Origin of the sequence: Methanohalobium evestigatum Z-7303 (genome assembly GCF_000196655.1) — an archaeon.
Taxonomy (GTDB): domain Archaea; phylum Halobacteriota; class Methanosarcinia; order Methanosarcinales; family Methanosarcinaceae; genus Methanohalobium; species Methanohalobium evestigatum.
The window spans coordinates 715,757-728,508 of sequence record NC_014253.1 but is presented as its reverse complement, the minus strand read 5'-3'; the positions used below and the strand labels follow the sequence as shown (position 1 = coordinate 728,508).

Below are 12,752 nucleotides of genomic sequence, written 5' to 3'. Positions count from 1 at the left end.
TAACTAAAAGGTTACACATAGTATGTAAAATTAACATAAGTAAATACGAATTATGAAGGTGGATATAATGAATAAAAAAATAGGTGTGGTATTAATTGCTACAATGCTTGCAATAGCAACTGTGGGAATTGCAAGTGCAAATGCATATGGAAACCATGGATATGGATGGAACCAGGCAAATAATGGTGCATATAACCAACACAATGGATACGGTCATGGACATGGAGGATATGGCGGTGTTTATAGTGAAGATGTAAATGAACCAGTTGTCCAGTCAGTAGATGATGCAATAACAGAATTTAAATCTGAAACAGGCATAGATGTATCAAAAGACAATGTCTATCAGATGGGTCGATGGTGGGTAATCAATTACTCTGGTTCAGATGGCATAATAAAACAGGGAAGATTAGATGCGTATACCGCTGAGGTAATTGAAGATTTCAGTAACAATGCATACCAGCAAAATAACCAGCCCAGAGACAATAATCGTTTCCACAGAGGTGGATATGGTTGCAGTGGTATGGGATATGGATATTAATCGGATATGGTTGCAGTGGTATGGGATATGGATATTAATCCACATTTCTTTTTAAACTTCATATACTATAAAGTTATATACAAGACAATCTAAATACAGGATTTAGAGGTGTTTGTTTGCATATGATGCCAGGGTATGGAACAGGATATAGTCCTTTTTTTGGAATTTTTTTAAATATCATTCTTGTATTGATAATCATAGGAATTGTTTTATATTTTCTGAATAAGTCTAATAATACAGGTTCTGAAAATAAAGAATCCAGTGAACGAATCTCAAAAATCGAAAAGGATGTAGAAGATATAAAAGAGACTGTTGAAGAGATAAAACAAAAATTAGATGAAATTTAAAGGTTATAAAAACGATTAAAGGTTTTTATTTATGGAAAAAACACTTCAGCAAATAGTTGATATCGGAGAGGCGATTTCGCATCCTTTGAGGTTGAAATTGATATATATGCTTGCTGAACGTGAATGGTATGTCTATGAACTTGCCAAAGAACTAAAGATATCAAGACAGGTGCTTTACCTTCATTTAAAGCGTCTTGAAAAAGCGGATTTTGTGGAAAGTGATTTAAGACTTGAAGATGAAGATATGAGGGCTAAAAAATTTTTCAGGTTAAAGCAGTTTGATGTTGAAGTGGGGATTGAAGACCTCAACCGGATTTTTGAAAATTCATCCGATAATAATGAATAACAGCTGTAATCAGTGAAACTCACAAACCCAAAGATTTATCAATAATAATGCAATACTGGTATCCCAGTTAACAGAAATGGGCCCGTGGTCTAGTAGGTTATGACATCGCCTTGACATGGCGGGGATCCTGCGTTCGAATCGCAGCGGGCCCATCAAAAACCATTAAATTTAAATTTAGAAATCTCCTTATAAGGAGGTTGCTCACTGAAAGCCCAGATAGCTCAGTAGGGAGAGCGCTGCCCTGAAGAGGCAGTTGTCCCCGGTTCAAGTCCGGGTCTGGGCACTTGATAAAGGAAGCGATGTACATCAGTAGTGTAGTGGTTATCACTGGGCGTTGCCAACGCCCAAACCCGGGTTCGAATCCCGGCTGATGTATCCATTTTTTTTCAACTCATTTTAACAGACAACTTAATAATTGCACTTGCTATTTTTCATAATTCAATCGTATTGAATATATTGTAAACTATAATCATCCAGAAATTGATAGTACAAAGTAATTTATGCTTAAAATAAATGTTTTTATATATTCAATTTTAATTTTTTGTATATGAAAAAAAAAGAGCCAAAGTAAAAAGTGTAACCGATGGAAAAACCATTGAGGTGACAAACAGAACGCTAAGGCTTGCAGATGTGGATGTACCAGAGGTTGATGAAACAGGAGAAAAAAGGGCCAAAAATGTTTTAAATGGTCTAATTTTTAGTAACAATTCCGATGGGTGGATTGTATTCGAAGAGAAGGGTTCTGAAATTTCTGGAAAATTAATTGTTACTGTCTATGTGAGAAATAGACGTACAAGTGAAATCAAATGTATAAATGAAATAATGAGAGAAAAAGGTTACATACCAGATAGGAATAAACGATTTTAATTAATTGTTGCTTATAGTTCCTTTTGTACTTTCAATAGATTTGTAACAGGTGTAGACTGGTTTATATAATACTGGAACAGTTCTCCACCCCATTTCAGTGCGCTTTCATCAAAACTCATAATATACTGGAGGTCAAATCTTTGGTCTTTATCAAAGAAACATAAAAATACAAATCTGTCTGTTATAGCAGCTGCTGTTAGCTTTATATTTCCGTTGGATATGTGAAGTTTTGCATTGCTCATTTTCAGAAATTCTTCTGTGTTTTCTCTGAATTCATTTTTGAGTTTCTCAAATGTAGATTCTGTCAGAATTATGGATATATCTGTTCCTTTTTTTGCAATTTCAAGAAATAATGTAGGATAGCTTGGATGGAAACAGGATGATATAGCCATTATATTGTTTGATTTGTACATGTTGTCAATAACTTCCCGGGGAAGTTCAAACATATGGTTCAGGTCGGGCTGGATTAGTGTACAGTGCCCGAGTTCGCCTATCCTTTTTAAAAGGTGGTCTGGAATAGCACTTAAATCACGGGATGCCCAGTATTCAAGGTTTTCTTCAAATACATTTACAGTATCCAGAAGAGGCTGCATATTTTCAGCGATAATTTTCCCGATATCTGATAATTTATAAAGCTCTGTATCATGCTCATAATTTATCAGTTGTTTTTCCTTCAATATCTTTATCTGGGGCATTATAGACGTAGAAGTAACATTAAGTGAGGTCTTTATATAATCGATATTTTTCGGGTTATCGTTCAACAATAATAGTAGTTTCTTTCTTTTATCAGAAAGAAATATGACATCTAATAATGATTGCTTCATTTCAAATCACTTAATGTGTTGAGATGTTTTATAATATTTGATGAAATGACTGTTTATATAACGTTTGCTTTCCGATTCCTATCACCCAACACGTTATAATCAAATAGTAGATGTTTATTTAAAACTTTTGGAGCACGAACTTTAGAATTATTAGTAAAACTTTGATTTTTGCAATGTCTTCGATACAATAGGTGCAAACAATCCGAAACAGTACCCGATGTAGTGGCTTAATATATTGGTGTTATTTATATTAACTGGAAATAAAGATAGAAAGATCACAATTATAAAAACAATTATTGTCATAAAAATATACAAATCAGTGAATATATCTATAAACCTATTTTTAATCAATGATTTTTTAATATACATTTCCAGTAGATTCCTTGATGATGTTATGAAATCTTCCAATTCGTTTTTGTAAAAAACTGCTGTAAACAACAGCATAAAAAAGAAAATTAATGTAAACTCCGGATTTACAGTATATACTATTTGATATTTGAGGATGATTATAAAAACAGTAAAACCGAAAATAAAAACAGGAATGATGTTTCTGAAATAGAGGTTACATTGTTTTTGAATGTAGGTATATACTGTGTACAAAAGGTATGAGACCAGTGCGGCGACAATACCTGAAAAACCCAATGTGTTTTTATACTGAAAACTTATGATGTTGCTGAACGATATCAATAGCGGTAATATCCCAAATATTAGAAACATATCAATATAAAATTGATACCTATTATCATGGAATCTGAAAATAAGAGATATTAAAAGGTAATACGGAATAAGGTTTTGCAGGAAATGCTGAATATTACTATGGGCATAATTTGAAAAATAGATGGGAATCAATTCAGGATTTGAAGTATGGAGTATAAACCATTCATTTAACGGACTTAAAAAAACGACAGTCAAAAAAAGAGGTACGACAACAAAAAATATGAAAAAATCAATGAACAATTCACTGTTTAATATAGTGTAGTCTTTGTTCCTTGTTTTCACTTTTGGTTTATATGTAATCATAAATTGGTATTATGCCAGTTGCTCATTTAAAGGCTTTAGTGGCATAAAACAAACCCTGTGTACCACAGACTGACCCTATAACCTTTATTACTTCAAGTATTTCCTCTTCAGTAGCACCTGCCTCTCTGGCGTGTTGGGATAAAGCTTTAACCCCATCAATATCTCCATTGCCGGCATCAAGAGCCATGGCTATTAGCAACTTGGTCTTTGCAGATAAAGCTCCATCAGTCTGGGTTTCTGAAAAATTTTCCAGCAGATTGGCTGCATATTTGGGATCTTTTTCTTTAAGTATTTGAAGAAATTCTGGTAATTCCATATTTTCCATTGTTTAATCCCCCTTTATGCGGTTGTTCTCTTATTGCTGGTTGCATACAGCCCTGATATAACTTATTAAGGATAATATGAACAAAATAATTATAAATATTTTAGTTAAAATCTTATAATAAACTTGGTACCACTCTTTCTTTCCAATTCGATTTCACCATTTAACTGTTTTACAAGAGTATTTATTAACTGTAATCCAAGTGTGCCAGGATTTTCTATATCAATATTATCGGGGATTCCCTTTCCGTTGTCTTCTATAATCAAAACATAGCATTTGTTACTGTTAAATTCTATGTTAATAATCCCGTTATCATCATCTGAAAACGCATATTTTAAAGAATTTGAAATTATTTCATTGACAATCATCCCAAGAGGAATTATAGTATCAATTCCTAAGTGGAAGTCCTGCACATCAACATTAATTTTGGTGTTGTTCCCACCATAAATGTCATTTAGATTTTCAGCAAGGTCTTTTATATAACCATTTAAACTTAGGTTGTTTAATTCTTGAGATTGGTACAGTTTCTGATGAACCAGTGACATCGAAGAGACACGGTTTTGAGTATCTCTGAATGCATTAATAACATCTTCATCATCAAAATTTTCAGATTGCAGGTTTATTAAACTGTTTATAATCTGTAAATTGTTCTTAATCCGATGGTGAAGTTCCAGTTCCCGAATCCGTTCATCCAATTGGTCGCAGGAGACTCCCTGCGCGAGCTGGGAGAGGAATGCGACCTGTCTTTTAGATTTGTATTTGTTGAGTCAGAGTTGTACATCTAGCCGAGATTCTCCTGCAGTTCTTCTTAACGTTAGGGTTTTTCTTAAAAGTATTTCCGAATATATCCATGATGCTGAAATTTCCTGATGTTCTTTTGCCTTTTACGAACCCGGAAACATCTGGAGTTTTTATAAAGTCGAATTTTCTCAATCCGTGAAGTTTTCCTGTCGGTATTTTCTTGTCGGATCTGATACCTTTAGTCTGTTGGTAATCTCCACTGCTTACATGTTTCTTGTAATATACAACGTTGGATAACTGTAAATTTGGGTTATTCTCATCGCAACAGATTGCTACAGCATCATTGTAATGAGTCTTTTCCAGACCAAGGATCTGTTCTCTCTTGTATTTGGTTATGTATCCGAATGTTTCCTGGAACTTCCAGTTCAGTTTTCTTATCTGCGACCTGACTATACCTATTTCTGTTGGGTGTTTCGTGTTAGACGGTTTTTTGTTTATAGTAAATTTACCGTTGTGTAACTTGCCATGACAGGTTTCACAGAGAGTAATCAGATTGTCAGGTCTGTTGGTCCCACCTTTACTTCTGAACACGATGTGGTGACATTCAAGTTTTGGGTCTTTCGACCTGTTCTTGCATTTTTGACATGTATAGTTGTCTCTATGGAGTACGTAGGTTCGGATATTATAGTATCCTTTCAGGTCACCGTTCTGGTAATCTGTACCTGATACATTCGGATTTGTGATTTTGTGTATATCAAATGAGGCAGTTTCTACTATCCATTTCTTAACAGGTAGGATGGATTCAACGAATCTTCTTTCTCTTTCGTGGGACTGCACTTTGCTCTTGATGGATGGAGCTATTCTTCCGTCTTTCTTGGAATTTCCCCTGTTGTTGAATCTCGGTTTTCTGTACCTTGTCTTTCTTGACCTCCTGTTTCTCCTGTAACTGGCTCTTTGTTGTACTTTCTTTGACACGTCATCTCTCAATTCGACTTCAGACTGATACAGTACTTCGTCGTTAGCAACAGCAGCACACCCGATGTGTTTTGAGCCGGAATCCATCCCGGCAATTACAGGCTGGGTGTACTCTGCTGTATCGTATAACAATTTGATAGTAAACGGAGACCTTCTGACGACCTTTGCTTTACCGGATTCCAGCAATCTTCTGGCTTTAGCTGGTCTCGTAGGCATTAACGGTTTCTTATTTTTGCTTAAAACAAATACACGCATTTGTAATTCCTCCTCAAGGGAGTTGTGCGTAGGTCAGGACTTGCCGGGGTTCAGTCCTGACTTCCGACTTCCTCTCGACCGGATTACCGGAGGTTTAAAAGTACAGTCACTGTTCCTACCCCGCCGGAACTCTTTAAACTGCACTCTCAGAGCAAGGGACTGAGGCGACATCCCAGGGTGACTACTGTTGTATTCTCCGGTATCGTTTACTGGACTTTTCTTTGACATGTTCAACCGGTATCCAGTGGTCTGGTCAACCAGGAACTTGCTTTATGGAAACAAGCTCCTTCCTCAACTGAAGCATTTGCTTCAGTTAGGGAGGGGTAGTTGACTTATTTGTTACATTTTTAAATAAAACCGCACGGCTAAACCTGATATTAATTCTTGATTGTGGAACAAATCCATGATTTCCTGATGATTTTACTATACTGTCAAAAAAATGTTTTCTTACATGCACCTCTGGTTCAACCACCAGCAGACGACCTTCTGGTTTTACAATAGTTTTCAATTCCGCGAAAAAATTATCTATGGCTGGAAGTTCATGGATAACATAAAAAGCCAGTACAAAATCCACTTTTTCTGAAACACCTATACTTTCAGGATTGTTCTGATGTATTTTAACCCTTGATTCAAGACCCTCTTTTTTGCACTTTTTTTCCAGTATTTCAAGCATTTTTTCCTGAAAATCTACCGCGATAACTTTACCGTTTCTACCTACCATTTGTGCCATATCTATTGTGTATGTACCGGGTCCGCATCCAAAATCCATAACTGTTTGTCCGGGTTTGACATAATTATCCAGAATTTGTTCAGGTTTGTGTATAGATTTACGGATTCTGTTATCCAGTACAAAATAGAGCCACCACGGGCATACTTCAGGGCACATATATTCTAATTAAGATTTGCAGGGATATAGGATTATTGTTAATATACTGTATCTATAATAAGTACTTATAAATACTTGAATTAGAAATCATTATAAGGGGAAATTGGGCAACCATTTCAAGTTTATAGTTGTAAGGGGATTTGTAGAGATAATGCAATTAAAAGACCAGACAGCCGTTGTAACAGGCGGAGGTAAAGGTATAGGCAAGTCCATCTGTCTTGCACTGGCAAAAGAGGGGGCAAACATAATTCCAGCTGCCAGAACTGAATCTGATATTGAAAAAACAAAAAGAGAAGTTGAGGAAATTGGGACACAGTCAATGGCAGTAAAGACAGATGTAACCAAAGAAGAGGATGTAAAAAATCTGGTATCAAAAAGTATCGATACGTTTGGTGGTATAGATATATTTGTCAACAATGCAGGAGTGGGGCTAAGGAAACCGTTTATTGAAACATCACTGGACGAATTTGAAAAAGTAATAGAGGTCAATTTAAAGGGCGTTTTTCTGGGTATGAAACATGCTCTTCCGCATATGCAGTATAATAATTCTGGAAAAATAATTAATATTTCTTCAGGAGCAGGAAAATCCGGTATTCCGGAGTTATCTGTTTACAGTGCATCAAAATTTGGTGTCATAGGATTGACCGAATCTACAGCACGTGAAGTGGGAAGTAATGTACAGATATATGCTGTGTGTCCGGGTGGTGTGGATACTGATATGTACCGGTCAATGTTTTCGGGCAGACCGCATTTAAAGCCTGATGATGTTGCAAAAAAAGTTGTGGAGTTGTGTATGCCCAGTACAAATATACCATCCGGGTCATCGGTTGAAATCTATCGATGACCAGTGGGAGATGGGTAAGATGTTTAAAGACCGAACAGATGCAGGTAAACAACTTGCAAAATTGCTGGATAAGTATCGTAATGAGGATGTTTTGGTACTGGCGATTCCCAGGGGAGGAGTAGAAATAGGTTATCAGGTGGCTAACTATCTTGATGCAGAATTATCACTGCTTGTTTCCAGAAAATTGCCTTTTCCTTATAACCCTGAGGCGGGTTTTGGAGCAGTTACAGAAGATGGGAGTTCATTCATCAATGAGATTGCTGCAAGAGAACTATCAGAGGATATGATAGAACAGATAAAAAAGGAACAGGTAGATGAAATTAAAAGACGAATAGAAGTATTGCGAAACGGTGAACCTCTGCCTGATATGAAAAACCGAACTGTAATACTTACAGATGATGGTCTTGCAATGGGTTCTACAATGAGTGCTTCTGTTAAACTCTGCAAAAACAAAGGTGCAGGTAAAATTGTGGTAGCAGTACCTGTCGCGGGAAAACAGGTTGCTGATATGATAGATAAAGTAGTGGATGATATCATAGTACTTGATATTCCTCCCTTTTTCCATGCAGTGGCACAGGTCTATGAAAACTGGTATGACGTATCTGATAATGAAGTTATTGAAATAATGAACAAAGCCAAAAAATGAATTGATAAATAGGAGGTAGATAATAATGGAGAATATAGAGGTAACAAGCAGCGCATTCAAACATAATGGAGAAATCCCGAAGAAGTATTCCTGTGATGGAGAGGATATAAATCCGGATTTACAGTTTAGTAATGTACCGTCGGGAACGGAAAGTCTGGTACTGATTATGGATGACCCTGATGCACCGGTGGGTACATTCACACACTGGGTTGTATGGAACATTGACCCATCATCGAGCATAAAAGAAAACAGTGTTCCCGGTGTACAGGGAGCAAACAGCTTTGGAAAATCATCCTACGGTGGACCCTGCCCGCCTTCAGGAACTCATAGATATTTCTTCAGAGTTTATGCACTTGATACAAAACTTGATAAGAGCGAAGGTGCGACCAAAAAGGAAGTTGAGAAGGCGATGGAAGGTCATGTTGTCGGCAAAGGGGAGTTAATGGGCAACTACAGCAGGAAATAAACATTATTGGGTGATATAAATGAAAAAATATGATGTTGTTGTTATAGGTACAGGGACTGCAGGTTCTACGGTAGCCCACAAATGTAATTCTGCAGGTAAAAATGTGGCAATCATAGATCACAGACCCTTTGGGGGCACCTGCGCGTTAAGAGGATGTGACCCTAAAAAGGTTCTTGTAGGAGGTGCTGAACTGGTTGACTGGAACAATAGAATGAAGGAAACCGCTGGTCTGGATAGGGATACAACTATAAACTGGACATCTCTTATTTCTTTTAAAAGGACATTCACCCAAGCGTTTCCTGATATGATAGAGAAAAATTTCACCTCTCATGGTATTGATGCCTATCATGGACTTGCCTGTTTTTCTGATGATAAGACAATAGAGGTGGGTGATGACCAGATAGAAGGGGATTATATAGTAATAGCAACCGGTTCAAAACCCAGAGAATTGAATATACTCGGTGAAGAGCATATAATAACAAGTGATGAGTTTATGGAATTGGAAAACCTGCCGGGTAATGTAGTATTTCTGGGAGGGGGGTATATATCCTTCGAATTTGCCAATATAGCCGCAAGAGCGGGTTCAAAACCTTTAATCTTGCAGAGAGGAGAAAATCCTCTTAAAACGTTTGATTCTGATATGGTGGATGTAGCTGTGGAAGCATCAAAAGATGCAGGTATAGACGTTTTAACTGGTCACAAAGTCACCAAAATCGAAAAAAAGGGCAACCTGTATGAAGTAACAACAGAAAATGAAAAACAGAATACGTTTACTACAGACCTTGTGGTTCATGGTGGTGGAAGGTCTGCTAATATCGATGAACTTGGATTGGATAAAGGTAATGTCGAGGTTCACAAAAAAGGTATAGCAGTTAATGAATACATGCAGAGTCCTTCCAATCCCAGAGTATATGCTGCCGGTGATTGTACAGAAGAGGGACCTCAGCTAACACCTGTTGCAGGTCTTCAGGGTGATACAGTGGCTGAAAACATCATCAAAGGAAATAACAAACAAGTGGATTATACAGGCATACCAGCGGTAGTGTTTACACTGCCTCCTCTGGCAAGTGTAGGAATCACCAAAGATGATGTAAAAGATACCCATGAGGTAATTTATAATGACAGAAGCAGCTGGTACTCCTCAAAGAGACTCAATTTTAACCATGCGGCATCCAAAATAATCATCGATAAACAGACTGATAAGATACTTGGGGCTCATATACTCGGACCTGAGGCAGAAGAGGTCATAAATATATTTGCAATGGCGATGAGATACGGATTGAATGCAAGTGATGTAAAGAATGCGGTGTTTACCTATCCGAGTGTATGTTCAGACATCGAACATATGATGTAAATATATGTTTTTAAATTAAACCTTTATTCTACTTTTTCTTTTTTATAATTAATAAAGATAAACCAGAAAATTTGCTGTTCTCTAATTTTTCAAGATAATCTTAAACTATATATACTGGTTTCAGCAAAATTTGAAATGGGGATATGAGAACTCTTAAGAAATTGTCATTTATAAAATAGAGGTACAAGAATGAAAAATAAAGACATCAAAAACGTTGTGAAAAAAGAATATTCAACGATTGCCAAAAATAACAATTCATGCTGTGGTTCTGTATCATGTTGTGGAAGTAGAGAATCACCGGAAGAAATTAGCAAACTTGTTGGATATACAGAAGAGGATTTAAAAAACGTTCCTCGAGACTCTAATCTTGGTTTGGGTTGTGGCAATCCTGTCTACCTTGCTTCGTTAAAAAAGGGCGAGGTCGTTCTTGATCTTGGTTCAGGTGCGGGTTTTGATTGTTTCTTGGCTGCTGACAAGGTAGATGAAGACGGTTTAGTAATAGGTGTTGATATGACACCTGATATGGTTGAAAAAGCCAAAAATAATGCTGTAAAAGACAATTATACAAACGTTGAATTCCGATTGGGTGAAATCGAAAATTTACCTCTCGATGATAATAGTGTTGATGTTGTTATATCAAACTGTGTCATCAACCTGTCTCCTGATAAAGAAAAAGTGTTCAATGATGTGTATCGAGTCCTGAAACCAGATGGTAGGTTAGTTGTATCAGACATTGTCCTCTTGCAAGATCTACCGGAATCAATAAGGAATTCCATAGAAGCTTATGTCGGCTGTATTTCAGGAGCTTTGAAAAAGGAAGATTATCTGGATTTAATTGAAAAAGCAGGATTTAAAGACATTCAAATAATAGATGAATCCGAATTTCCTCATGATGCTTTATCCTCAGTAAGTGATGAATATGACATATTCAGATACGCAGAGTCTATTGTCAGTATAAAAATCAAGGCATCCAAAATAATATAATTACCAATATTAGTGTTGTTTGTAAGACTATAATATGATATTATGACTGAGTCTAATTCGATAGGAAAAATCAAGTCTGAACTACAGGAAGGCATAAAGTTTGTCAAATGCTACAAATGTGGATGTATGGAAAATACTCTACAAAACTGCAGTCATCTTATTGCTACCATAGATACTGATGAACCTTTAGAATTACGAAATAAAAGAGTGTATAATCATCTGGAAAATGTTCAATTATTGTAACTTAAAATTTTACGGGAGTCCAATGATTTACGTTTAATTTCATATTCTGTAACATACGTTTTTAAACATTAAATGCTATACACAACACTATATATAATGAAGGGGCATAAACATCAACTAATGTTATGGATACAATCCGAACATAACCAATATTTAAGATTGTAATATTGAACAGGTAATGTAATTATAGTGGGGGTAAATTGTGCATAAAGTTGAAAAATCCGAAGAGGAGTGGAAAAAAGAACTCACTCCTGAACAATATTATGTACTACGCGAGAAAGGAACAGAACCACCGTTTACAGGAAAATACTATCAGAATAAAAGAAAAGGTATTTATAGATGTGCTGGTTGCGGTCAGGAATTGTTTTCATCTGAAACCAAGTATGATTCAGGCACCGGATGGCCCAGTTTCTGGGCTCCAATATCTGAAGACAGGATAGAAACAAAAACAGATTACAGTTTTTCAATGGAAAGAACTGAAGTGATGTGCAGTAGATGCGGAGGACATCTGGGACATGTATTTAATGACGGTCCACAACCCACAGGCAAACGCTACTGTCTCAACTCCGTAGCTCTTGATTTTAAGGAAGAATAAAGATAAGGATATTGGTTTATAATTTTTATTTCAGTTTTTCCACTTTTTCCATTACAAGTTTTTTCAAATCATCAAGTGTTTTGCAACTGTTGATTTCTTTTGATGTAATAAAAAGTACGGGTGAATTTTCATCTTTTATTTTATAGGCGCAGGGAAAACTGGCGTCGCTTATACCATAAATATCTAAGAATTCATCTTTGTGTAAAAACTCTACAGGAACATCCAGATTATTTATAAATTCCTTCCATTCGTTTTTCATACCAAAACTTCCGAATGTTATCGCACAGAGGTTGCATGGATAAGTTGATGGTGATGTCATTTTATGAAAATAGTCAGATAAAGTATTCAACATTCCGCTTTCTGCATTATATACAAATATTATCTTTTGATAGGTCATAAACCACTTCCCTTTGACGATTACCTTATTTTATACTATTTAAATTGTAACCCTCTTATTTTAATTTTTTAATTAATTTCGGTACAGTTACATGTAATATTA

17 protein-coding genes and 3 tRNA genes are annotated in these 12,752 nt (G+C 36.1%); 14 read left to right on the top strand and 6 right to left on the bottom strand.

Going from position 1 to position 12,752, the window contains the following annotated elements; genetic code table 11:
* The first annotated feature begins 67 nt into the window (after positions 1-67).
* The 7 genes from METEV_RS03795 (at position 68) to METEV_RS03765 (ending at position 2,098) form a co-directional block, all read left to right on the top strand.
* Positions 68-538: a hypothetical protein gene (locus tag METEV_RS03795; RefSeq protein ID WP_013194236.1), complete on the top strand. Its 471-nt coding sequence runs from the start codon at positions 68-70 to the stop codon at positions 536-538.
* A gap of 122 nt (positions 539-660) precedes the next feature.
* Positions 661-885, top strand: coding sequence for a hypothetical protein (locus METEV_RS03790; RefSeq protein ID WP_232216903.1), 225 nt, complete (start codon positions 661-663; stop codon positions 883-885).
* A 31-nt stretch (positions 886-916) separates the two neighbouring features.
* On the top strand, positions 917-1,231 hold the full coding sequence (locus tag METEV_RS03785) for an ArsR/SmtB family transcription factor (protein WP_013194234.1): 315 nt from the start codon (positions 917-919) through the stop codon (positions 1,229-1,231).
* A 78-nt stretch (positions 1,232-1,309) separates the two neighbouring features.
* Positions 1,310-1,383, top strand: a tRNA-Val gene (locus tag METEV_RS03780).
* 58 nt (positions 1,384-1,441) lie between these two features.
* A tRNA-Phe gene (locus METEV_RS03775) sits at positions 1,442-1,514 on the top strand.
* A 20-nt stretch (positions 1,515-1,534) separates the two neighbouring features.
* Positions 1,535-1,606: transfer RNA gene (locus METEV_RS03770), tRNA-Gly, on the top strand.
* Between the two features lie 225 nt (positions 1,607-1,831).
* A complete protein-coding gene (locus tag METEV_RS03765) occupies positions 1,832-2,098 on the top strand; it encodes a hypothetical protein (protein WP_049890942.1) in 267 nt (88 codons plus the stop codon).
* Positions 2,099-2,109: 11 nt separating this feature from the next.
* Here METEV_RS03765 and METEV_RS03760 read toward each other — a convergent pair whose 3' ends face one another.
* The 5 genes from METEV_RS03760 to METEV_RS03735 all read right to left on the bottom strand — a co-directional run bounded on the left by METEV_RS03760 (position 2,110) and on the right by METEV_RS03735 (position 7,121).
* A complete protein-coding gene (locus METEV_RS03760) occupies positions 2,110-2,922 on the bottom strand; it encodes a helix-turn-helix transcriptional regulator (protein ID WP_013194233.1) in 813 nt (270 codons plus the stop codon).
* Between the two features lie 1,042 nt (positions 2,923-3,964).
* A complete protein-coding gene (locus tag METEV_RS03750; protein ID WP_013194231.1) occupies positions 3,965-4,267 on the bottom strand; it encodes a carboxymuconolactone decarboxylase family protein in 303 nt (100 codons plus the stop codon).
* Positions 4,268-4,371: 104 nt separating this feature from the next.
* Positions 4,372-4,959, bottom strand: coding sequence for a sensor histidine kinase (locus METEV_RS03745; protein ID WP_013194230.1), 588 nt, complete (start codon positions 4,957-4,959; stop codon positions 4,372-4,374).
* A gap of 52 nt (positions 4,960-5,011) precedes the next feature.
* Positions 5,012-6,235, bottom strand: a complete 1,224-nt coding sequence (gene iscB / locus METEV_RS03740; RefSeq protein ID WP_013194229.1) for an RNA-guided endonuclease IscB — start codon at positions 6,233-6,235, stop codon at positions 5,012-5,014.
* 313 nt (positions 6,236-6,548) lie between these two features.
* Positions 6,549-7,121 carry a class I SAM-dependent methyltransferase gene (locus METEV_RS03735; RefSeq protein ID WP_013194228.1) on the bottom strand — a complete coding sequence of 191 codons (573 nt, stop codon included), beginning with the start codon at positions 7,119-7,121 and terminating at the stop codon, positions 6,549-6,551.
* Positions 7,122-7,272: 151 nt separating this feature from the next.
* On the opposite strand from METEV_RS03735, the gene METEV_RS03730 reads away from it, so the two are divergent.
* The 7 genes from METEV_RS03730 to msrB all read left to right on the top strand — a co-directional run bounded on the left by METEV_RS03730 (position 7,273) and on the right by msrB (position 12,253).
* The gene (locus METEV_RS03730; protein ID WP_049891255.1) at positions 7,273-7,965 is read left to right on the top strand and encodes an SDR family NAD(P)-dependent oxidoreductase; all 693 of its coding nucleotides are present in this window, start codon (positions 7,273-7,275) and stop codon (positions 7,963-7,965) included.
* On the top strand, positions 7,949-8,611 hold the full coding sequence (locus METEV_RS03725; protein ID WP_232216880.1) for a phosphoribosyltransferase: 663 nt from the start codon (positions 7,949-7,951) through the stop codon (positions 8,609-8,611). Before METEV_RS03730 ends, METEV_RS03725 begins: the two co-directional genes overlap by 17 nt.
* Before the next feature lie 25 nt (positions 8,612-8,636).
* Positions 8,637-9,077, top strand: coding sequence for a YbhB/YbcL family Raf kinase inhibitor-like protein (locus METEV_RS03720; protein ID WP_013194225.1), 441 nt, complete (start codon positions 8,637-8,639; stop codon positions 9,075-9,077).
* 19 nt (positions 9,078-9,096) lie between these two features.
* On the top strand, positions 9,097-10,431 hold the full coding sequence (locus METEV_RS03715) for a dihydrolipoyl dehydrogenase family protein (RefSeq protein WP_013194224.1): 1,335 nt from the start codon (positions 9,097-9,099) through the stop codon (positions 10,429-10,431).
* A gap of 189 nt (positions 10,432-10,620) precedes the next feature.
* Positions 10,621-11,415, top strand: coding sequence for an arsenite methyltransferase (locus METEV_RS03710; RefSeq protein ID WP_013194223.1), 795 nt, complete (start codon positions 10,621-10,623; stop codon positions 11,413-11,415).
* Between the two features lie 42 nt (positions 11,416-11,457).
* Positions 11,458-11,658, top strand: coding sequence for a hypothetical protein (locus METEV_RS12300; RefSeq protein WP_013194222.1), 201 nt, complete (start codon positions 11,458-11,460; stop codon positions 11,656-11,658).
* A gap of 202 nt (positions 11,659-11,860) precedes the next feature.
* Positions 11,861-12,253: a peptide-methionine (R)-S-oxide reductase MsrB gene (gene msrB, locus METEV_RS03705; RefSeq protein WP_013194221.1), complete on the top strand. Its 393-nt coding sequence runs from the start codon at positions 11,861-11,863 to the stop codon at positions 12,251-12,253.
* 25 nt (positions 12,254-12,278) lie between these two features.
* Here msrB and METEV_RS03700 read toward each other — a convergent pair whose 3' ends face one another.
* Complete coding sequence (locus METEV_RS03700) at positions 12,279-12,650, bottom strand: hypothetical protein (protein WP_013194220.1); 372 nt, start codon at positions 12,648-12,650, stop codon at positions 12,279-12,281.
* Between the last annotated feature and the right edge of the window lie 102 nt (positions 12,651-12,752).